Annotated in this window: 20 protein-coding genes; 11 read left to right on the top strand and 9 right to left on the bottom strand. The window is 70.9% G+C overall.

Annotated features, from left to right (window positions below):
• Positions 1-23: 23 nt before the first annotated feature.
• Positions 24-698: a membrane protein YczE gene (yczE, locus tag E3T48_RS05130; protein ID WP_134522754.1), complete on the bottom strand. Its 675-nt coding sequence runs from the start codon at positions 696-698 to the stop codon at positions 24-26.
• A gap of 63 nt (positions 699-761) precedes the next feature.
• Between yczE and yczR the strand changes: the two genes are divergently transcribed.
• Entirely contained in the window at positions 762-2,222 is a 1,461-nt protein-coding gene (gene yczR, locus E3T48_RS05135) for a MocR-like transcription factor YczR (RefSeq protein ID WP_134522755.1), read from the top strand.
• Positions 2,223-2,280: 58 nt separating this feature from the next.
• Here yczR and E3T48_RS05140 read toward each other — a convergent pair whose 3' ends face one another.
• Positions 2,281-2,484, bottom strand: coding sequence for a dodecin family protein (locus E3T48_RS05140; protein WP_134522756.1), 204 nt, complete (start codon positions 2,482-2,484; stop codon positions 2,281-2,283).
• 133 nt (positions 2,485-2,617) lie between these two features.
• Here E3T48_RS05140 and E3T48_RS16650 point away from each other — a divergent pair, with 133 nt between their 5' ends.
• From E3T48_RS16650 to E3T48_RS05190, 10 genes are all read left to right on the top strand, one after another.
• Entirely contained in the window at positions 2,618-2,770 is a 153-nt protein-coding gene (locus tag E3T48_RS16650; protein WP_166789642.1) for a hypothetical protein, read from the top strand.
• Positions 2,771-3,105: 335 nt separating this feature from the next.
• Positions 3,106-3,876 (top strand): IclR family transcriptional regulator, encoded by a 771-nt coding sequence (locus E3T48_RS05145; RefSeq protein WP_134522757.1) that lies wholly within the window; start codon positions 3,106-3,108, stop codon positions 3,874-3,876.
• Positions 3,877-3,983: 107 nt separating this feature from the next.
• Positions 3,984-4,991, top strand: coding sequence for a thiamine pyrophosphate-dependent dehydrogenase E1 component subunit alpha (locus E3T48_RS05150; protein ID WP_134522758.1), 1,008 nt, complete (start codon positions 3,984-3,986; stop codon positions 4,989-4,991).
• Positions 4,988-6,067, top strand: coding sequence for an alpha-ketoacid dehydrogenase subunit beta (locus E3T48_RS05155; RefSeq protein ID WP_134522759.1), 1,080 nt, complete (start codon positions 4,988-4,990; stop codon positions 6,065-6,067). Before E3T48_RS05150 ends, E3T48_RS05155 begins: the two co-directional genes overlap by 4 nt.
• Positions 6,064-6,294: a biotin/lipoyl-containing protein gene (locus E3T48_RS05160; RefSeq protein ID WP_134522760.1), complete on the top strand. Its 231-nt coding sequence runs from the start codon at positions 6,064-6,066 to the stop codon at positions 6,292-6,294. The genes E3T48_RS05155 and E3T48_RS05160 overlap by 4 nt, the downstream gene beginning before the upstream one ends.
• Before the next feature lie 51 nt (positions 6,295-6,345).
• Positions 6,346-6,522, top strand: a complete 177-nt coding sequence (locus tag E3T48_RS16945; RefSeq protein ID WP_174844133.1) for a hypothetical protein — start codon at positions 6,346-6,348, stop codon at positions 6,520-6,522.
• A 67-nt stretch (positions 6,523-6,589) separates the two neighbouring features.
• Positions 6,590-7,084 carry a Dps family protein gene (locus E3T48_RS05170; protein WP_134522761.1) on the top strand — a complete coding sequence of 165 codons (495 nt, stop codon included), beginning with the start codon at positions 6,590-6,592 and terminating at the stop codon, positions 7,082-7,084.
• Positions 7,085-7,160: 76 nt separating this feature from the next.
• Complete coding sequence (locus tag E3T48_RS16655; RefSeq protein ID WP_241986664.1) at positions 7,161-8,291, top strand: acyl-CoA dehydrogenase family protein; 1,131 nt, start codon at positions 7,161-7,163, stop codon at positions 8,289-8,291.
• On the top strand, positions 8,288-9,778 hold the full coding sequence (locus E3T48_RS05185; protein ID WP_241986665.1) for a bifunctional PIG-L family deacetylase/class I SAM-dependent methyltransferase: 1,491 nt from the start codon (positions 8,288-8,290) through the stop codon (positions 9,776-9,778). The genes E3T48_RS16655 and E3T48_RS05185 overlap by 4 nt, the downstream gene beginning before the upstream one ends.
• Positions 9,775-10,566, top strand: coding sequence for a glycosyltransferase family 2 protein (locus E3T48_RS05190; protein WP_134522764.1), 792 nt, complete (start codon positions 9,775-9,777; stop codon positions 10,564-10,566). The genes E3T48_RS05185 and E3T48_RS05190 overlap by 4 nt, the downstream gene beginning before the upstream one ends.
• A gap of 15 nt (positions 10,567-10,581) precedes the next feature.
• Here E3T48_RS05190 and E3T48_RS05195 read toward each other — a convergent pair whose 3' ends face one another.
• From E3T48_RS05195 to E3T48_RS05225, 7 genes are all read right to left on the bottom strand, one after another.
• On the bottom strand, positions 10,582-10,728 hold the full coding sequence (locus E3T48_RS05195) for a GNAT family N-acetyltransferase (RefSeq protein WP_134522765.1): 147 nt from the start codon (positions 10,726-10,728) through the stop codon (positions 10,582-10,584).
• Positions 10,729-10,969: 241 nt separating this feature from the next.
• On the bottom strand, positions 10,970-12,166 hold the full coding sequence (hutI, locus tag E3T48_RS05200) for an imidazolonepropionase (RefSeq protein WP_134522766.1): 1,197 nt from the start codon (positions 12,164-12,166) through the stop codon (positions 10,970-10,972).
• Entirely contained in the window at positions 12,163-13,689 is a 1,527-nt protein-coding gene (locus E3T48_RS05205; protein ID WP_241986666.1) for a formimidoylglutamate deiminase, read from the bottom strand. Before E3T48_RS05205 ends, hutI begins: the two co-directional genes overlap by 4 nt.
• 194 nt (positions 13,690-13,883) lie before the next feature.
• Complete coding sequence (locus E3T48_RS05210) at positions 13,884-15,098, bottom strand: allantoate amidohydrolase (RefSeq protein WP_478213389.1); 1,215 nt, start codon at positions 15,096-15,098, stop codon at positions 13,884-13,886.
• A gap of 31 nt (positions 15,099-15,129) precedes the next feature.
• The gene (gene hutU / locus E3T48_RS05215) at positions 15,130-16,818 is read right to left on the bottom strand and encodes a urocanate hydratase (protein WP_134522767.1); all 1,689 of its coding nucleotides are present in this window, start codon (positions 16,816-16,818) and stop codon (positions 15,130-15,132) included.
• 67 nt (positions 16,819-16,885) lie between these two features.
• Entirely contained in the window at positions 16,886-17,560 is a 675-nt protein-coding gene (locus E3T48_RS05220; protein WP_134522768.1) for an IclR family transcriptional regulator, read from the bottom strand.
• A 93-nt stretch (positions 17,561-17,653) separates the two neighbouring features.
• Positions 17,654-18,721 (bottom strand): M23 family metallopeptidase (locus tag E3T48_RS05225; RefSeq protein ID WP_134522769.1); only part of this gene is annotated, 1,068 nt, incomplete at its 5' end.

Genomic DNA, 18,721 nt, shown 5'->3' on the forward strand with positions numbered 1-18,721 from the left:
CGGCGGCACCCGTCGTGGCGGGCTCAGTTGGCGGGGCTGTCGATCGAGGGTGCGGAGGGGACGGCTGACCCTTCGAGCGCCTCATCGAGGCCGGGGTGAGCGGGCGTGACCTCCGGACGGGCGGGGCGCCTGATCGCGAAGAACGGAATCGTCCAGTTGCAGAGCGGGCCGACGAGCACCGCGAAGAGCACCGTCCCCACACCGACGTTGCCGCCGAGCAGCCAGCCGATGCCCAGCACAACCACCTCGATGCCGGTTCGCACCACCCAGATCCGCCAGCCGGTGCGTCTGTGCAGGCCCGTCATCAGACCGTCGCGGGGGCCGGGGCCGAAGTGCGCGCCGATATAGAGGCCGGTCGCCACCGCCAGCACGAGCAGCCCGGCCGCGAAGAAGATCACCCGCAGCCAGAGGTCCTGGCCGGCCGGGATCAGCCAGAGGCCGACGTCCGCGGAGGGGCCGACCAGCAGGGCGTTCAGTACCGTGCCGATGCCGGGCTTCTGCCGGATCGGGATCCAGAGCAGGAGCACGACGGCGCTCATCAGCACCGTGATCAGGCCGAAGCCCAGGTGGGTGTGGCTGTCGATGCCCTGGGTGAGCACGTCCCACGGGGCCACGCCGATCTCGCCGCGCACGATCAGCGCGATCCCCAGGCCGTAGAGAAAGAGGCCAATGAGTAGTTGGGAGAGGCGGCGGGTCATAGTCGTCAATCCAATTGCACTATTGGCCTGTTATCAAGTAGCCAATCTCCCTATAGTGGCCTCATGTTCGAGAACCAGATGAGTGCGCGGGCCCTCGAGGCGAGGCTGGGAGAGTGGCGTGACGGCGGGAGCGCCTACCGGGCGCTGTCGGACCGCATCCGGCTGCTCACGCTGGACGGGCGCATCCCCACCGATAGCCGTCTGCCCGCCGAACGTGACCTGAGTGCGCGGCTCGGGGTCAGCCGCACGACCGTCACGGCGGCCTACCGTCGGCTCCGCGACGCGGGCTTCCTGGTCAGCGTGCGCGGCTCCGGGAGCGTTGCCCGGCTGCCCGGGGTCCCTGCGGCGCACGTCGGGCCCGCCGCCGGCGGCATCCTCGATTTCAGCAAGGCCACCATGCCGGCGCTCGCCGGCCTGCCGGATGCCGCCCAGGCCGCGGTGGGCGACCTGCCCGGCCACCTCGGCGGCTCCGGCTTCGACCCGGTGGGAATCCCGGAGCTGCGCGCCGCGATCGCCGACCGGTACCGGGCGCGCGGGCTGGCCACCGACCCGGAGCAGATCATGGTAACGATCGGGGCCCAGCACGCGATCGCGCTGCTCGCCAGGGTGCTGGTCGGCCGGGGCGACCGGGTGCTGATCGAGATGCCCACCTACCCGCACGCCTACGAGGCGCTGACCGCCGCCGGCGCCCGGCTCGTGCCGGTCAGCGTGTCGGCAGCTGTGCCCGGCGAGGACCCGGCCACGGCCGGCTGGGACGAGACCGCGCTCGTGCAGACCCTCCGCCGCAGCAACCCCGTCCTGGGCTATCTGATGCCGGACTTCCACAACCCGACCGGCCGCACCATGCCGGTCGGGCAGCGGGAGCGCGTGCTGGCCGCCGCGGCCCGCCAGGGCACGGTGCTCGTCGTCGACGAGACGATCGCCGAGCTCGACATCGACCGGGCAGGCGAGTTCGCGCCGTTCCCCGCCTACGCCGAGCCGGGGCAGCCGGGCGACGTCGTCGCCATCGGTTCGGTCGGCAAGACGGTCTGGGGTGGGCTGCGGGTGGGCTGGATCCGCGCCGAACGGCCGCTGATCCGCCGGCTCGTCGCCGCGCGCTCAGCGAACGACCTCGGCACGCCCATCCTCGAGCAGCTGATCGTGGTGCGGCTCCTCGCCGAGATGCCCGCGATTCTCGAGGGGCGCCGCACCGAGCTCCGGGTCGGTCGCGACCATCTGGAGCGGCTGCTCGCCGCACGGTTCCCCGACTGGCAGGTGCCGCATGTCGACGGCGGCATCACGGCCTGGGTCAACCTCGGGCTGCCGGTGAGCTCCCAGCTCGCGCTCGCCGCGCGCAATCACGGCCTCCTCGTGCCGGCCGGCCCGCGGTTCGGTCTCGACGGGGCGTTCGAACGGTTCCTGCGGATTCCGTTCTGTTACAGCACCGACGAGATGGACCTGGCCGTCGACGCGCTCGGCCTGGCCTGGGATTCGCTGTTGCGGCATCCGGTGCCGGACACCGGGTACCTCGCCGACGTCGTCTGACGCCTTCGGGCACCCGGCGCCAACGGCATCCGCGGCGGCGGCTCAGTCGTCGAGCGGCTCAGTCTTCGAGCACGAAGGTCACCTCGATCACGACCTCCCACGAGGTGATCGCGCCGTCGGACACCTCCACCTTCTGCTCCTTCACCCAGGCGCCGGAGACGCCGCGCAGGGTCTTGTTCGCGCGGGCGATGCCGGAGGCGATCGCGTCTTCGAACGACGTGTCTGACCGGATGCTCAGGGTGGTTACGCGTGCAACGGACATGGTTTCTCCTTGTTGGATCAATGGGATGTGGTGGGGCTTGTGCCGCAGAGAATACGCGCGGCCCGCCGTTGCCGACACCCCGGGTCGCGGTTCGGCACGGATTCTGCACTCCGTGCAAGGAGGTGCTGGGCGGGTGCATGCCCTCGCCGTTGTGAGCAGGAAGCACCGGGCCCTGACCGCGCTGATCACCGTCGTCATCACCGTCATCTTCGTCGCCATCCTCGGCAGCCTCGCCCGAGGTCGTGATGGCCCCGCTGTCGTCGTGGCCGCGCGCGGACGTGGCTAACTCCTGCAATTTCGGTGAACTCGCTCCGAAAACGGCCGAAATCGCGCATTCTGGCGCGAATTGCAGGAGTTAGCCACGGGCAGGTGGTTCGGCGGGGACCCGGGGCGGATGGACAGCCGAGCGGACACCCTCATATCGTCTGGACGACAACCCGTCGATCGGGTCGGGCGTGGCCACCCGGCGTGGGTTGGTCCAGTCCGGCAGGGTAGAAGCTGCCGCCGCCGTCGTCGAACCTTGCGGGGACAGCGCGAGCAGTGTGACGGTCACCGCGACGACCCGACCAAGCTCCCGGCCGGGGCCACGTGAACGTGAGTATCCTGTAGGCGGAGTCATCGATGACAATCAAACGCGACCAAACCCTCATCGCCTCGATCCAGCGTGCCGTCCATCTGATCGACGTGGTCGCCAACGCACGACGGCCGGTGCTGGTCAAGGCGCTGGCTCAGGAATCCGGCCTCAGCCTGGGCACGACCTACAACATCGTGCGCACGCTCATCCATGAGGGTTACCTCAGGCAGGAGCCGGACGGACTGGTGCTCGGGGGCAGGTTTCCCAGCCTCCGTCCAGAGAATGATGAAGGGGTGTTCCTCGCCCGGGTGCGCAGTTCCCTCCGCCGGGTTACCGCCGAGCTCGGTGCTACCTCGTACCTGTCCCGGTTCAGCAACGGTGAAGTCGACATTGTGGACATCGTGGATGCAGCGCCCAGCCCTCGAGTCGAACTGTGGGTCGGCATCAACAACAGTGCCCACGCGACGGCGCTGGGCAAGCAAATCCTCACCGAACTCGATACCGACGGGCGTCTGGACTATTTGTCCCGGCATCCGCTCGCACAACTCACCTCGCACACCATCAGCAACCGCCGCACCCTGCTCGAGGAGCTGGATCACCATCCGGAGTCCGCTATCGACCGCCAGGAGTATGCCATCGGCTTTACCTGCATTGCGGTCCCGGTGCGGTCCCCGGGCCTTATCGCGTCGCTTGCGGTGTCGCTGCCCTCTGATCTGAAAGCCCTCGATCCGGAGGCCATCGTTCGGCGCCTGCAAACCTTCGCCGGCAAGCTGTCGGTCCAACTCGGTGCCGACCGATTCGGTCAGTTCACCATCTGAAAATCTGTCCCTGTCAGCGGGTGTTCCCGTGAACGTAGCGTAGGCCTCAGGGCACCATGCTATGGAGCAGCAGCTTCACCGCAGGTGCGCAACCGTGAGGAGAAGCAATGACGCTCTATCCCGAACTCACCGACGACGCTCGTCGGGAGATGTTGAGAATGATGGTCCTGATTCGCACCTATGAGGAGGCGATCCTGAGGGAGTACCACGCCGACAAGAGTCCCGGTTTCGACATTGGCGCCGGCCTGATTCCCGGTGAGATGCACCTGTCCGCGGGGCAGGAGCCCGTTGCGGCGGGGCTGGCCCTGCACCTGACCACAGACGACGCGATGACGGCCACCCACCGGCCGCATCATGTGGCCATCGCCAAGGGCGTGCGGCTGAGGGAAATGACGGCGGAGATCTTCGGCCGCGAAACCGGACTCGGCCGCGGTCGCGGCGGACACATGCACCTGTTCGATCCGGAGACGCACTTCTCGTGCTCCGGCATCATCGCCGAGGGCCTCCCTCCCGCGCTGGGCCAGGCGTTCGCCTTCCAGCGCCGCGGCACCGACCGGGTGGCCATCGCAGTGGCCGGGGAGGGGGCGGCCAACCAGGGTGCCTTCCATGAGTCCCTCAACCTCGCCGCGCTCTGGAAACTGCCCGTCGTGTTTGTGATCGAAGACAACGACTGGGGCATCTCGGTGCCGCGTGCGAAGTCGACCTCGGTCACCTCGAACGCCGTCCGCGGCGCCGCCTATGGGATGCCCGGCATCCGGGTCGAGGAGAACTCGGTGGAGGGTGTGTATGACGCGGCCGGCGAAGCGATCGCTCGTGCCCGTGCCGGCGAAGGACCTTCCCTGATCGAGGTGCACACCCTCCGGCTCTGGGGCCACTTCGAGGGTGACGCCCAGGGATACCGCACCGACCTGGAAGGCGTGCCGGGCCACGATCCGCTGCCGACCTACCGGAACGCGCTCGTAGCTCGCGGCGTGATAACCGACGACGACTACGCGACAATGCAGGCCTCCGCGGTGGAGCGCGTCGAAGACGCGATCGACTTCGCCAAGGGATCTCCGGTCCCCGACCCCGCCGACGCATTGAAGTACGTATTCTCCGAAGGAGCACACTCATGAACACCCCGCTGCCCGCCAACGACCTCGATGGCCAGGTCCTGGCCATCGAACCCGACGCCGGCAAGCGCAAACTGTCGACGGCCAAGGCCATTCAGGAGGCCATCGCCCAACAGATGCGCGCCGATGACTCCGTCTTCGTGATGGGTGAGGATGTCGGCCCGTATGGCGGTATCTTCTCCTCCACCACCGGTTTGATCGAGGAATTCGGGCCACACCGCATCATCGACACCCCCATCTCCGAGACCGCGTTCATCGGCACCGGAATCGGTGCCGCAGTCGAGGGCATGCGCCCCATCGTGGAGCTCATGTTCGCGGATTTCTTCGGTGTCTGCATGGACCAGATCTACAACCACATGGCCAAGATCCACTATGAGTCCGGCGGCAACGTGCAGGTGCCGATGGTGCTGATGACGGCCGTCGGTGGCGGCTACTCCGATGGCGCCCAGCACTCGCAGTCTCTCTGGGGCACCTTCGCGCACCTTCCCGGGATGAAGGTCGTCGTGCCGTCGAACCCCTACGACGCCAAGGGCCTGATGACGGCGGCCATCCGCTCGAACGACCCGGTCGTGTTCATGTTCCACAAGGGCGTGATGGGGCTCGGTTGGATGAAGAAGAACAAGCGGTCCATCGACGCCGTGCCCGAGGAATCGTATGAGGTGCCGATCGGTAAGGCCCGCGTCGCCAGGGAGGGAACCGACGTCACGATCGTCACCCTCTCGCTCTCGGTACACCACTCACTCGACGTCGCCGAGAAACTCGAACAGGAAGGCATCAGCGTCGAGGTCATCGACCTGCGCAGCTTGGTGCCGCTCGATCGTGACGCGATCCTGGCCTCCGTTTCAAAGACCGGCCGTCTGATCGTCGTCGACGAGGACTACCAATCCTTCGGTGTTTCCGGAGAGGTGATCGCGTCCGTGGTCGAACGTCAACCCGGCCTGCTCACGCACGTCTCACGGGTGTGTGTGCCAGACGTGCCGCTGCCATATGCCAGCCAACTCGAATACGGGGTCCTGCCGACGCCTGCTCGCATCGAGGCAGCTGTTCGCGACGCCGTGGCCGGCAGGGGCACATCGTGAGCGATGTGATCTTTCCGAAGATGTCGGAGGCCACTGACGCGACAGGTGTCCTCGTCACCTGGTTCGTCGAATCCGGTGACGAAGTGACGACGAGGACTCTGGTCGCCGAGGTGGCCGTGGACAAGGTTGACGCCGAGATCTACCCGGAAACGGCGGGCACGATCACCCTTCTCGTCGAGGAGGGGGCGGAAGTCCCCCAGGGCAGCGTCCTTGCGACAGTCGAATGACCGAGCGGTAACACCCGGCCCTGCGGACCAGGCGAGGGGACATCCTTCGGGGTGACACCCCTCGCCGCATCCGCGGACGGCGTGTTAGACCGGCTCGCGGCGCTCGCCGCCCGCATCTTCGGGGTGCCGATCGCGATCGTCAGCGTCGTCCACCCGCTCCTGGCGGGCGAATTCGGGCTGCAGTTCGACGCCCGGCTGCTCGTGTCGGCCTGCTACAGTGCTGTCTGAATCCGAGCGGGCGCAGACGGTCGGCAACCCGCCGACACGCGTTTCCGTCGTGTGAGAGAGAGGCACCATGAAGGCATCAGCGAAACTCGGCACCAACCTGCAATCCGTCCTCGTCGACCTGATCGAGCTGCACGTGCAGGGCAAACAGGCGCATTGGAGCGTCGTGGGCAAGAACTTCCGCGACCTGCACCTGCAGCTGGACGAGATCATCGACGACGCGCGGCTGTTCTCCGATCAGCTGGCCGAACGGATGCGCGCCCTCGACGCCCTGCCCGACGGTCGCAGCGAGACGGTCACCGCGACCACCCACCTGCCCAAGTTCCCGGCCGGAGAGGTGGGCACCACCGAGACCGTCGGCCTGGTCACCGACCGCCTGGGCGCGACCGTCGACAACATCCGTGCCGTGCACGACAAGGTCGACGAGGAAGACCCGACGAGCGCCGACATCCTGCACGGCTTCATCGAGAAGCTGGAACAGTACGCCTGGATGGTGAGCGCCGAGAACCGCACCCCGCGCAAGCCAACGGCCAAGGCCTCGACCAAGCCGGCCGGCAAGGCCTGACGCGGGAGCTACGACTTCAGTTCACCGCGCCGGCGAGCAAGCCCAGGCGCGGTCGGCACGACACCAGGAGGTCGGTTTGACGCGGATCGAAAGCCCGGAGCCGGTCTGGCTGACCGTGCCGGGGAAACGGACTGCGGAGCCAAGTCTTCGCGGAGCCGCGACGGCTGCCTTTGCCGTGAACGGAGCCGCCGAACGGGCTCTGGACCTTGCCCGCGCGCTCGGCGGCTCCGTTCCCCTGCCGGGGTCCGGGCAGACGCTCCGGCTGTTCGAAACGCTGGCTTCCCTGGCCGCCGCAGACCTCACGGCGGCGCGGGTGGCCGAGGCGCACCTGGACGCGCTCGCCATCCTGGACCAGGCCGGCGCCGATCCGGCCGGGCTCGTCGCGGGTGGCGGCACAGAACCGAGCTGGGGCGTCTTCGCCGCCGAAGGCGCGGGGGCTCGGCTCGACGCGACACCGGCCGACGCGACACCGGCCGACGCGACACCGGCCGGCGCGACACCGGCCGGCGCGATCAGCGGCGAATGGTGGCGGCTCGACGGCACGAAGCCGTGGTGCTCGCTCGCCGGCTCGCTCAGCCACGCCCTCGTCACGGCGCGCACCTCGGACGCCACCCGGCGGCTGTTCGTGGTCGACCTGACCGACCCCGGGATCACCGCCCGCACAGACGTGTGGGTGGCTCGAGGGCTCCCGGCCGTGCCGAGCGGACCGGTCGAGTTCCGGGGCGTCCGGGCCCGGCCGGTCGGGGGAGACGGCTGGTACCTCCGCCGCCCGGGCTTCGCCTGGGGCGGGATCGGCGTCGCGGCCTGCTGGTGGGGTGGCGCCGTCGGCCTGGCCAGGCGGGTCTTTGAGTCCGTGCTCGAGCGGGAGCCCGATCAGATCGCACTCGCGCACCTGGGCGCGCTCGACCTCGCGCTGACCGCGGCCGGGGTCTCCCTGGCTGCCGCCGCGGCTGCAATCGACGCCGGGGACGCCGTCGGCGAACAGGGGGCACTCCTCGCGGCGCGGGTGCGAGGCCAGGTCGCGCGCACGGTCGATGAGGTGATCACCCGCACGGGCCACGCGCTCGGCCCCGCACCGCTCGCCTTCGACGCCCGGCACGCCGGGCGCGTCTCCGACCTGCAGCTCTACGTGCGCCAGCACCACGCCGAGCGGGACGACGCGGCGCTCGGCCGCCGGCTGCGGGGCGCCGGGGTGTCCCCGTGGTGAGCTTCAGCCACACGGATGCCGGCACGGCCGAGAGCGTGTGGGCGGCGGCGCATCGAGGGCGCGTCGGAGCGGGGGAACGAGCATCCGCCCGCTCGGTGTCGCCAGGATCCGCCCCGCTCCTGCCGGACCCATCGGTGCGGGCACTGCGCGTCGACGACTTGCGCCGGCTCGTCGTGGTCGCCGCCCACCCCGACGACGAGACACTCGGCGCCGGCGGGCTGATCGCCCGGGCCGGGCAGGCCGGAGTTCCGGTGACTGTCGTGGTGCTCACCAATGGTGAGGCGTCCCATCCCGGATCCAGCACGCACGACCCCGCGCGGCTCGCGGCAGTGCGCCGGGTCGAGGTGGCGGCCGCCGTCGCCGTGCTGGCGCCCGCGGCGCTGGTGCGCCTGCTCGACCTCCCCGACGGGTCGCTCGCCGGGCATCGGGAGGAGGCGTCCCGCGCGATTTCCGCGGAGATCGGTGCCGGCGGGCCGGGAACCTGGCTGGTGGCCCCCTGGAGGCTGGACGGTCATCCGGACCACGCGGCTGCCGCGGAGGCTGCCCGCCACGCTGCCCGCGACCGGGGTGTCAGCCTCTTCGAATACCCGATCTGGGCCTGGCACTGGTCCACACCCGGGGACCAGGTCTGGTCGGAGGGCGTGATTCGGACCCTTGACCTCGCAGCTGAAGACCGACTGCGCAAGACCCGGGCGATGGCCCTGCACCGCAGCCAGGTGCAGCAGCTCTCCGGACTGCCCGGCGACGAACCGATCATCCCGGCGGGCTTCGCTGCGCACTTCGACCGCGGGTACGAGACCTTCATCGAGGCCTTCATCGGATCGGAGACGGAGACCGAGACGGAGAACGAGGTTGATCACCAGCTGGACCCGATCGACGGACCGAGCCTGGCCGGGGCCTTCTTTGACGAGTTCTACGCCGGGACCCGTGACCCCTGGGGGTTCGAGACCCGGTGGTACGAGGAGCGCAAGCGATCCCTGACCCTGGCGGCCCTGCCTCGCCGACGTTTCCGGGCCGCACTGGAACTGGGCTGCTCGATCGGCGTGCTCACGGCCGGCCTGGCCGACCGGTGCGACACCGTCACCGCGGTCGATATCGCGGAGCAGCCGCTCTCGGTTGCCCGCGCCCGGCTGGCCGCTCGCCCCAGCGTAACCTTCGCACGGCTCACCCTGCCCGCCGAGTGGCCGGAGGGCACCTTCGACCTGATCGTGTTCTCCGAGGTCGGCTACTACTTCTCTGCGGTGGAGCTGCGCGAGGTGCTCCGGCGATGCCGCGGCAGCCTTGCTCCCGGTGGTGTGATCGTTGCCTGCCACTGGAGGCATCCGGTGCCGGCGTATCCGTTGACCGGCGATCAGGTGCACGCAGAACTCGGCAGGCTGGCGGGGTTCGAGCGCACGGTGGAGCATCGGGAACGCGACTTCCTGCTCGAGGTGTTCGAAGCCGCGCCGGCTCGCTCTGTCGCGCAACACGAAGGCCTGGTGCCGTGACCGACCGCGGCTCGGTCGACAATGTCGTGGTCGTGGTCCCGGCCCGCAATGAGGAGGAGCTCCTGCCGCGATGCCTGGCCGCGTTGACCGTGGCTGTCGGGGAGGTCGGCGGCGTGGCCGGCCAGTCGCCGCCCGTCATCGACGTCGTGGTCGTGCTCGACCGGTGCAGCGACGGCACGGCCGAGGTCGCCGCGGACTGGCCGGCGTTCGGGAGCATCAGCACGACGGGTGGGGCCGTCGGCGTTGCCCGCCGCGCCGGGGTGCGGCACCTGCTGCCGACGTCGAACCTTTTCACTTCGACGACGTGGATCGCGACGACGGATGCCGACTCCGCCGTACCGCCGAACTGGCTGACCGTGCAGCTCGCCTTCGCCCGCAACTCCGTCGACCTCGTGCTGGGGACCGTGGTTCCCGACGATGGGCTGTCCGACGGAGGCAGGGAACGGTGGGACGCCCAGCACCGGCTGGTCGAGGGGCACGCCCATGTGCATGGCGCGAACCTCGGAGTGCGCGCCGACCGCTACCTTCAGGCCGGAGAATTCGCTCTCGTCGACGGGCATGAGGACGTGAGGTTGGTCTCTGCCCTGCGCGGTCTCAGGGTGAGCGAGATTCGCACCGAGCTCATCCCCGTGCTGACCTCCGGGCGACTCACCGGGCGCACTCCGGGGGGATTCGCCGGCTATCTGCGTGATCAGGCGACCGAGGGGGGCGGCCACGCCCCGGTGAGGGGCCCTGTCACCGGGTCTCGACGGGCTCGACCTCCGGTGATTGAGCCTGCTCGTCGGTGATTGAGCCTGTCGAAATCACCGCACCGAGGCGTGATCTGGCTGCATCCGGTACCGCACGTGGGGTCTCAGGGGCGAGCCGCGCGCGACCCGCGGGTGCTCGAACTCGTCGACCTGGGTCATCCCCAGTCGCTCCATCACGGCCCGGGAGGGGAGATTGATCACGGCGGTGACGGAACCATCTCCCGGTACCTCTCCGTGCCGAGGGGCTCGTCACGAATGCCACCGTGAGAGCGGATGTCCGGGGCCGCCTCCGTGCATAACTCCTGCAATCTGTACGGCTTGAGCCGAACATCCGCGGAATTCCGGGACCAAGGATCAATCGCCGACCGGATTGCAGGAGTTATGAACAAGGCGGGGAGGAACCGTCGGCGGGGCTCAGCCGGTGGGGCTCAGTCGGTCGCCGTCAGGCATCGAGCCCGCCCGAGGCGTCCAGCCCGCCGTGCCGGCTCCGTACGCCCCGACGCCAGACGGCGGCGGTGAGCGGTACCCCCGGGCGGTAGGCGAGATGGGCGACGGATGGCGCGTCGAGCACCTGCAGGTCGGCCCACCCGCCCACCCGCAGCGACCCGACCGCGTCGACTCCGTGCTCGCGGCCGACCGCCGCCGCGCCGCCGCGGGTCGCCGCCCAGACGGCCTCGTCGATGGTCAGCCCCAGCTGCAGCACGGCCGTCGCCACACAGAACGGCATCGACGTCGTGTAGGAGGTGCCCGGGTTGCAGTTGGTGGCCAGGGCGATCCTCGCCCCCGCGTCGAGCAGTCGCCGGGCCGGCGGGAACGGCTCCCGGGTGGACAGGTCGCAGGCCGGCAGCAGCGTCGCCACGGTCGCCCCGCCCGCGAGAGCCTCGATGTCACGGTCGTCCAGGTGGTTGCAGTGGTCGACGCTGGCGGCGCCGAGCTCCACCGCGAGCCGCACCCCACCGCTGAAGCCGAGCTGGTTGCCGTGCACGCGCACGCCGAGGCCCGCCGCGCGGCCGGCGAGCAGCACCTCGCGGCTCTCCTCCACGTCGAACGCGCCGACCTCGCAGAACGCGTCGATGTAGTCGGCGTGCGGGGCCACGGCGGCGAGCATCGGCCCGGTGACCAGGTCGAGGTAGTCGCGGCGGTCCATCCCCTCGGGAACGAGGTGGGCGCCGAGGAACGTGACCAGGTCCGCCACGGATGCCGCGGCGCGCGCCGACCGGACCTCGCTCGCCAGGTCGAGGCCGTAGCCGGTCTTCGTCTCGAGGAACGTGGTGCCCTGGTCCTCGGCCTCCCGTCGCAGCCGGGCGGCACCCGCGACGAGCTGCTCCTCGCTCGCCGCCCTGGTCGCGGCCACAGTGGTGTTGATGCCGCCGGCCGCGTAGCGCTGCCCGGCCATCCGGGCCTCGAACTCCGCGGCCCGGTCGCCCGCGAAGACGAGGTGGGTGTGCGTGTCGACCCAGCCGGGCAGCACGGCGCGACCGCCGACATCCGTGCGAGTGTCGGCCGCGGGTGCCTCCGCGGACGGTCCGAGCCAGGCGATCCTGCCGTGCTCGATCACGAGCGCGGCATCCCGCAGGCGCACCCCGTCGTCGGCCTGGCTGGTGAGCTCACGGATGCCGGTGATCAGTTCGGTCGTCATGCGGGGTCTCCTGTGCTGGTGGTCTGGGCCTGCCTCGCCGGGTCGAGCGCCGCCGGGGCCAGCGCCGGCGGGTCGAGCGCCGCCAGGGCGTCGCGGAGCAGGACCTCCGGTCGCGGGTCGAGGCCCGTGCGGGCGGTGTCATCCCCGGCGCCGCGGTCCGCGCCGGAAACGAGCCGGCCGGAGTCGGCGACGACGACCCCGTGCACGATCACCCGCAGCACGTCGGAGGCCGTGGCCGCGAGCGGCAACTGGGCCGGCGCCGATCCCGCGGTGCGCACACTGCTCGTCGACACCTCGACGAGGTCGCAGAGGTCGCCCGGCCGGAGCCGCTGGTCGCCGAGCCCGAGAGCGGTGTAGCCGTTGGCCGTGGCGGCGGCGAGCAGCTCGGCCGGGTCGAACCGGCCGCGCCTGCCCGAGGCGAGCCGTTCGCCGGCCTCGAGCCCGCGCAGCTCGAGCAGCGGGTCGACGACCGCGTTCTGGTCGGAGCCGAGCGCGATCCGGGCGCCCGCGTCGGCCAGGCGCCGGGCCGGGCCGATGCCGTCGCCGAGGTCGGCCTCGGTGGTCGGGCACATTACGACGGTGGCCGCTGCGGACCCGAGCCGGGCGATGTCCTCGTCGGTGAGGTGGGTGGCGTGCACGACGCTGAGCCGGGGCGACAGGGCGCCGAGTGCGTGCAGCAGCCCGGTCGGCGTCCGGCCGTACGCGGCGAGGCAGTCGGCGTTCTCCTGCGGCTGTTCGGAGAGGTGGATGTGCAGCGGCACGGTGCCGGGCAGACCCGCGAGCACCTCCCGCATCGCTTCGGGTGGCACGGCGCGCACGGAGTGGATTGCGGCGCCCAGGCTCACCAGGGCATCCGTGCCGGTGCCCGCAGCCCCATCGATTTCCGCGCCCGTGGCGAGCGCCTCAGCCAGCGAGCGCCAGCGGGACAGCCAGCCGGCCGCCGAGCCGTCGCCGAACGCGCGCTGGCCCGGCTCGAGCGGCGCCCCGATGCCGCCGGCCAGGTAGAGCGTGTCGAGCAGCACCAGACGGATGCCGACCGACCGCGCCGCGTCCGCCAGCGCGAGCTCCATGGCGTGTTGTGTCGGGTACCGGCTGCCGTCCGGCCGGTGGTGCAGGTAGTGGAACTCGCCGACCGCGGTGAAGCCGCTGACCAGCATTTCGGCGAAGACCGCGCGGGCCAGCTCGAAGTAGTGGTCGGGGTCGAGGCGGCCGGCCACCAGATACATCGCCTCGCGCCACTGCCAGAAGTCGCCGCCGCCGGAGTGCGTGCGGCCGCGCAGTGCCCGGTGGAACGCGTGCGAGTGGGCGTTGGCCATTCCGGGCAGCACGGTTCCGAGCCTCACGTCGCCCGGCAGCGGCTCGGACCGCGGCGTCACCCGCGCGATGCGGCCGTTCGCGCCGACCTCGAGGCGCACGCCGGGCGTGGGCACCCCGTCGATCAGCAGCGTCTCGCACCAGTACGCGGTCGGTGGTCGAGCTTGTCGAGACCCGGTGGTCGAGCTGATTTCGACAGGCTCAATCACCGGGGTGGGCTCAATCACCGGTGGTCGAGCTTGTCGAGACCCGGTGGTCGAGCTGATTTCGACAGGCTCAATCACCGGGGTGGGCTCAATCACCGGGGTTGGCTCAATCACCGGTGGTCGAGCTTGTCGAGACCCCTCCGCCGGTGGTCGAGCTTGTCGAGACCCGGCCGCAGTTCCCTGCCAAGTCGCGCCGGTCACAGCAGTGACCTCAGCAGCGTCTCCAGGGCGTCGATCCCGGCCACGCAGTCGTCCGCCTCGGCGAATTCCTCCGGGGAGTGCGAGATGCCGGTCGGGTTGCGCACGAAGAGCATGGCGCTCGGCACGCTCGCGGCGAGAACACCGGCGTCGTGGCCCGCCCCGGTGGGAAGGAACGGGACCCCGCCGAGCTCCCGGCCGAAACATTCGCGGAGACCGTGGTCGAAGGTCACCGTGCCGGTCCAGGACTCCTCGGTGACGCTCACGGAGCATCCGTTCAGCCCCACAGCCTCCTCGACCCGGGCCGTGATCGCCGCGACGAGCGCGCGAGTTCCGGCGTCGGTCTCGCACCGGGCGTCGAGCCAGGCGTGCACCGTGGAGGCGATCACGTTCGTGCCGCCCGGCACGACCTCGAGGCGGCCGACGGTCGCCCGGGCGCCCGGGATCGCCGACGAGGCCTCGTGCACGGCGACGACCGCGCGGGCGGCGGCGACCATCGGGTCGCGGCGCCCGGGCATCAGGGTCGCGCCGGCATGATTGCCCTGGCCGGTCACGGTGAGGCGCCAACGGCCGTGGGCGAGAATGGACGAGGCCACGGCGACGGGCCGGCCCAGGTCGATCAGGCCTCGACCCTGCTCGACGTGCAGCTCGATGAACAAGCCGATCCGGCCGAGGGCCTCCCGGTCGGCGCCGAGGCGTTCCGGGTCGACGCCCGCACGGACGGCGGCCTCGGCGAGCGTCACGCCATCCGGGTCGACCAGGGCCCTGGCCCGGTCGGCGTCGATGCCGCCGGTCATCAGCCGGGAGCCGAGGCAGGCGATCCCGAACCGGGAGCCCTCCTCCTCGGCGAAGACGAGCACGGCAACCGGCCGCGACGGCACGAACCCGGATGCCTGCAGCCGCCCGATCGCTTCGAACGCTGAGACGACCCCGAGGGGGCCGTCGTAGGCGCCGCCGCCGGGCACGGAGTCCAGGTGGCTGCCGGTGACGACGGCTCCGGGCCCCGGCTCACCCCACCAGGCCCAGAGGTTGCCGTTGCGGTCGGTCGCGACCATGAGGCCGAGGCGCTCGGCGCGTTCGGTGAACCACGCCCGGAGCTCGAGGTCCGCACCCTGCCAGAGGTGGCGGGAGTACCCGCCGCGGCGGGCATCCCGGCCGGTGCCCGCGATCTCGTCGAGGCCGGCCAGCATCCCGTGCGCGAGCAGCGCGGTCACGGCCGCGCCATGCTCACGCCGCACACCCGGTTCACTCCGACTCCCACATCGGCACCCGCAGGCCGCGCTCGCGTGCCACCTCTTCGGCGCGCTCATAGCCGGCGTCGACGTGCCGCATGACCCCGGTGCCGGGGTCGTTGGTGAGCACCCGTTCGATCTTCTCGGCGGCGAGCGGCGTGCCGTCGGCGACGATGACCTGGCCGGCGTGGATGCTGCGGCCGATCCCGACGCCGCCGCCGTGGTGGATCGACACCCAGGTGGCGCCCGAGGCGGTGTTCAGCAGGGCGTTCAGCAGCGGCCAGTCGGCGATCGCGTCCGAGCCGTCTTTCATCGCCTCGGTCTCCCGGTAGGGCGAGGCGACCGAGCCGGAGTCGAGGTGGTCGCGGCCGATCACGATCGGGGCCGACAGCTCGCCGGAGGCGACCATCTCGTTGAACCTCCGGCCGGCCAGGTGGCGTTCCTGGTAGCCGAGCCAGCAGATCCGGGCCGGCAGACCCTCGAAGTGCACCAGGTCCTGGGCCTTGGTGATCCACCGGCGCAGGTGCTCGTCCTCCGGGAACAACTCGAGGATGGCCTTGTCGGTGGCCGCGATGTCGGCCGGGTCGCCGGAGAGAGCCACCCAGCGGAACGGCCCCTTGCCCTCGGCGAAGAGCGGGCGGATGTAGGCGGGCACGAATCCGGGGAACTCGAACGCCCGCTCGCAGCCGCCCAGCTGAGCCTCGGCCCTGATCGAGTTGCCGTAGTCGAAGACCTCGGCGCCGGCATCCTGGAACCCGACCATCGCCGTGACCTGCTTGTTCATTGCGGCGCGGGCGCGCTCGGTGAACTCCTCCGGCTTCGCGGCGGCGTAGGCGTGCCACTCGGCCACGGTGACGCCCTCCGGCAGGTACGCGAGCGGGTCGTGGGCGCTGGTCTGGTCGGTGACGATGTCGATCGGAACCTTGCGGGCGAGCAGCTCGGCGAACACGGTCGCGGCGTTGCCGACGAGGCCCACGGAGAGTGGCCGCTTCTCGGCCTTCGCCGCGAGCACACGGGCGATGGCATCGTCGAGGTCGGTCGTGAGCTCGTCGAGGTAGCCGTGGTCGACCCGGCGCTGAAGCCGGGTCTCGTCGACGTCGACGATGAGCACGACGCCGTCGTTCATGGTGACGGCGAGCGGCTGCGCGCCGCCCATCCCGCCGGCCCCGCCGGTGAGGGTCAGGGTGCCGGCCAGGGTGCCGCCACCGTGCTCGTCAAGCCCGCCCCGACGGGCGGCGATTTTGGCGGCGACGGCGGCGAAGGTCTCATAGGTGCCCTGCAGGATGCCCTGGGTGCCGATGTAGATCCAGGAACCGGCCGTCATCTGGCCGTACATGGTCAGGCCGAGGGCCTCGAGCCGGCGGAACTCCGGCCAGGTCGCCCAGTCGCCGACGAGGTTGGAGTTGGCGATGAGCACCCGCGGCGCCCACTCGTTGGTGCGGAAGACGCCGACCGGCTTGCCGGACTGCACCAGCAGGGTCTCGTCCTTTTCCAGGGTCGTCAGCGTGCGCACGATCGCGTCGTACGCCTCCCAGTTGCGGGCGGCCTTGCCCGTGCCGCCGTAGACGACGAGGTTTTCCGGGTGCTCGGCGACCTCGGGGTCGAGGTTGTTCATGAGCATCCGGAGAGGACCCTCGGTTTGCCAGCTCCTGGCGGTGAGAGTGGTGCCACGCGCGGCGCGGACGGGACGGGATTCGGACATGGGCGGTTCCTCTGGCTCGTGGCGGTTCTGGATGGGCGAAGGTCTGGGTGCTCGGAGGGTAGGGGGGTCAGACAGGTTCGGCAGCGGCCGGGACGGTCTTGCCGAGTCCGGCGGACACCGTGTCGGCGGCGCGCACGAGCAGGGGGCCGTACCGGGCGACGTCGGCGGGGTTGACCCGGTAGCTCGGGATGACCAGGCTCAGGGCCGCCACGACCCGATGCTCGGAGCGAATCGGGGCGGCGATGGCCGTGACATCCGCTTCGACGCCCCGCTCGACCACGACGTAGCCTGCCGGCGGGGTATGGCCGGTGAGCACCTGGCCGGCCGCCGACCGTTCGAGCGGCACCGTGCGGCCGACCCAGTTGGCGTGGCGCACGGAGTGGGTGCCCTCGACGATGGCGATGTAGAGGCTGCAGTGGTCGTGGCCGGGGGTGCTCAGGTAGGCCGATTCGCCGGTCTCGGCGACGAGGTCCTCCATGGCGCGCCTGGACAGGGTCACCAGGGATTCGCCGCTCAGGGACTGGGCCCCGAGCTGGATGATCCGGCTGCCTGGGCGGTAGCTGCCGTCGTCCCCGCGGCGCACGAAGCCGCGGGTTTCGAGGGTGCGCAGCAGGCGCAGGGCTGTGCTGGGGGAGAGGTCGACGGCGCGGGAACTCTCCGAGAGGGTCAGCCCGTCACCGTCGCAGATCACGGCGAGCAGGTCGAGCGCGCGCTCCACGGTGCGGGTGGACGACTCGGCCATGCTGCTCCCTTGCCTTGACTGTGCCATCCAGTAAAACACGGATGTCATTCGCTGGCAAGAATTACGTGCGTTGGCGTGAGTGGATGCATCCGCTCAGTTGCCGAGGTTCACGCCGCGTTGGGCCAGGAACGGGGCGGCGTCGACGGCCGTCCCGTCGATCCTGACCTCGAAGTGCAGGTGGCAGCCGGTGGCGGCGCCGGTGCTGCCGACCCCGGCGATCACCTGGCCGGCGAGCACTTGCTCACCCACGCTGACGAGCGTCTCCCCGGCGGCGATGTGGGCGTAGCCGGTCTCGATACCGTTGCCGTGGTCGATCAGGATCCAGTTGCCGTAGGTGCCCAGGGCACCGGCGGCTTCGACCACTCCGTCGGTTGCCGCGTAGATCGCCGCGTCGCAGCCGGCCCCGATGTCGGTGCCGCGGTGGAAGTCACCGACCCCGGCGACCGGGTGCACGAGGCGGGGTCCGAACGAATCGGTGATGCGCCCGGCGGCGGGTCTGGCCCAGCCCTGTTCGCTGAGACGCCCGGTGTCCGCGACCGGTGGAATGGCCGGAAGCGGCCTCAGCTCGCTCACCACGGTGGCGGCCGGAGCCGACAGGGCGAGTGCGGCGAGGTCGGCGGATGCCGCGTCGATGTCTGCCTGCGCCGTCGCGACCGCCGCGAGGGCGTCGGCGACCGGGACCGCGGCCGTCACTGACTGCGCCGCGGCATCCTGGGTCTCGAGCGCCTGCTCACGTTCGGTGTCCGCGGCGACCCTCGCGCGCACCTCGTCGAGGTTGGCGGTCAGCCTGGACAGAGTGTCGAGCGTGCCGAGCTGGAACAGGAGGTCGCTGCCGGCCTTGTCATCGAGCAGCACGTCGACGGTGGCGGTGCCGGATTGCTGCATCAGGCCCCGGACGAGCATTGCAAGCATCCGGCGGGAGGCGTCGGCGGTGACGCCGGCCTTCTCCCTCAGCGCGCGCACGAGGTCGGCCCGGCTGACGGCGGCCTCGTAGTCGGCGTTGGCCGTGGCGTAGGCGAGGTTCGCCTTGCCCAGGGCGGTCCGTGCCGCGCCCAGGCGAGACTGGGCCGTTGCGACGGCGGCACCGTGGCGCGCGGCGGCGGCGAACGCCGCGGCGGAGACTCGTGCAGTCGCGGCCCGGACGGCGCTGGCGGCCGCGGC

The organism is Cryobacterium fucosi (assembly GCF_004403515.1).
Classification (GTDB): domain Bacteria; phylum Actinomycetota; class Actinomycetes; order Actinomycetales; family Microbacteriaceae; genus Cryobacterium; species Cryobacterium fucosi.

Coding starts and splice junctions, on each gene's coding strand:
- yczE (WP_134522754.1), bottom strand. CDS start 698: ATGACCCGCCGCCTCTCCCAACTACTCATTGGCCTCTTTCTCTACGGC.
- yczR (WP_134522755.1), top strand. CDS start 762: ATGTTCGAGAACCAGATGAGTGCGCGGGCCCTCGAGGCGAGGCTGGGA.
- E3T48_RS05140 (WP_134522756.1), bottom strand. CDS start 2,484: ATGTCCGTTGCACGCGTAACCACCCTGAGCATCCGGTCAGACACGTCG.
- E3T48_RS05145 (WP_134522757.1), top strand. CDS start 3,106: ATGACAATCAAACGCGACCAAACCCTCATCGCCTCGATCCAGCGTGCC.
- E3T48_RS05150 (WP_134522758.1), top strand. CDS start 3,984: ATGACGCTCTATCCCGAACTCACCGACGACGCTCGTCGGGAGATGTTG.
- E3T48_RS05155 (WP_134522759.1), top strand. CDS start 4,988: ATGAACACCCCGCTGCCCGCCAACGACCTCGATGGCCAGGTCCTGGCC.
- E3T48_RS05170 (WP_134522761.1), top strand. CDS start 6,590: ATGAAGGCATCAGCGAAACTCGGCACCAACCTGCAATCCGTCCTCGTC.
- hutI (WP_134522766.1), bottom strand. CDS start 12,166: ATGACGACCGAACTGATCACCGGCATCCGTGAGCTCACCAGCCAGGCC.
- hutU (WP_134522767.1), bottom strand. CDS start 16,818: ATGTCCGAATCCCGTCCCGTCCGCGCCGCGCGTGGCACCACTCTCACC.
- E3T48_RS05220 (WP_134522768.1), bottom strand. CDS start 17,560: ATGGCCGAGTCGTCCACCCGCACCGTGGAGCGCGCGCTCGACCTGCTC.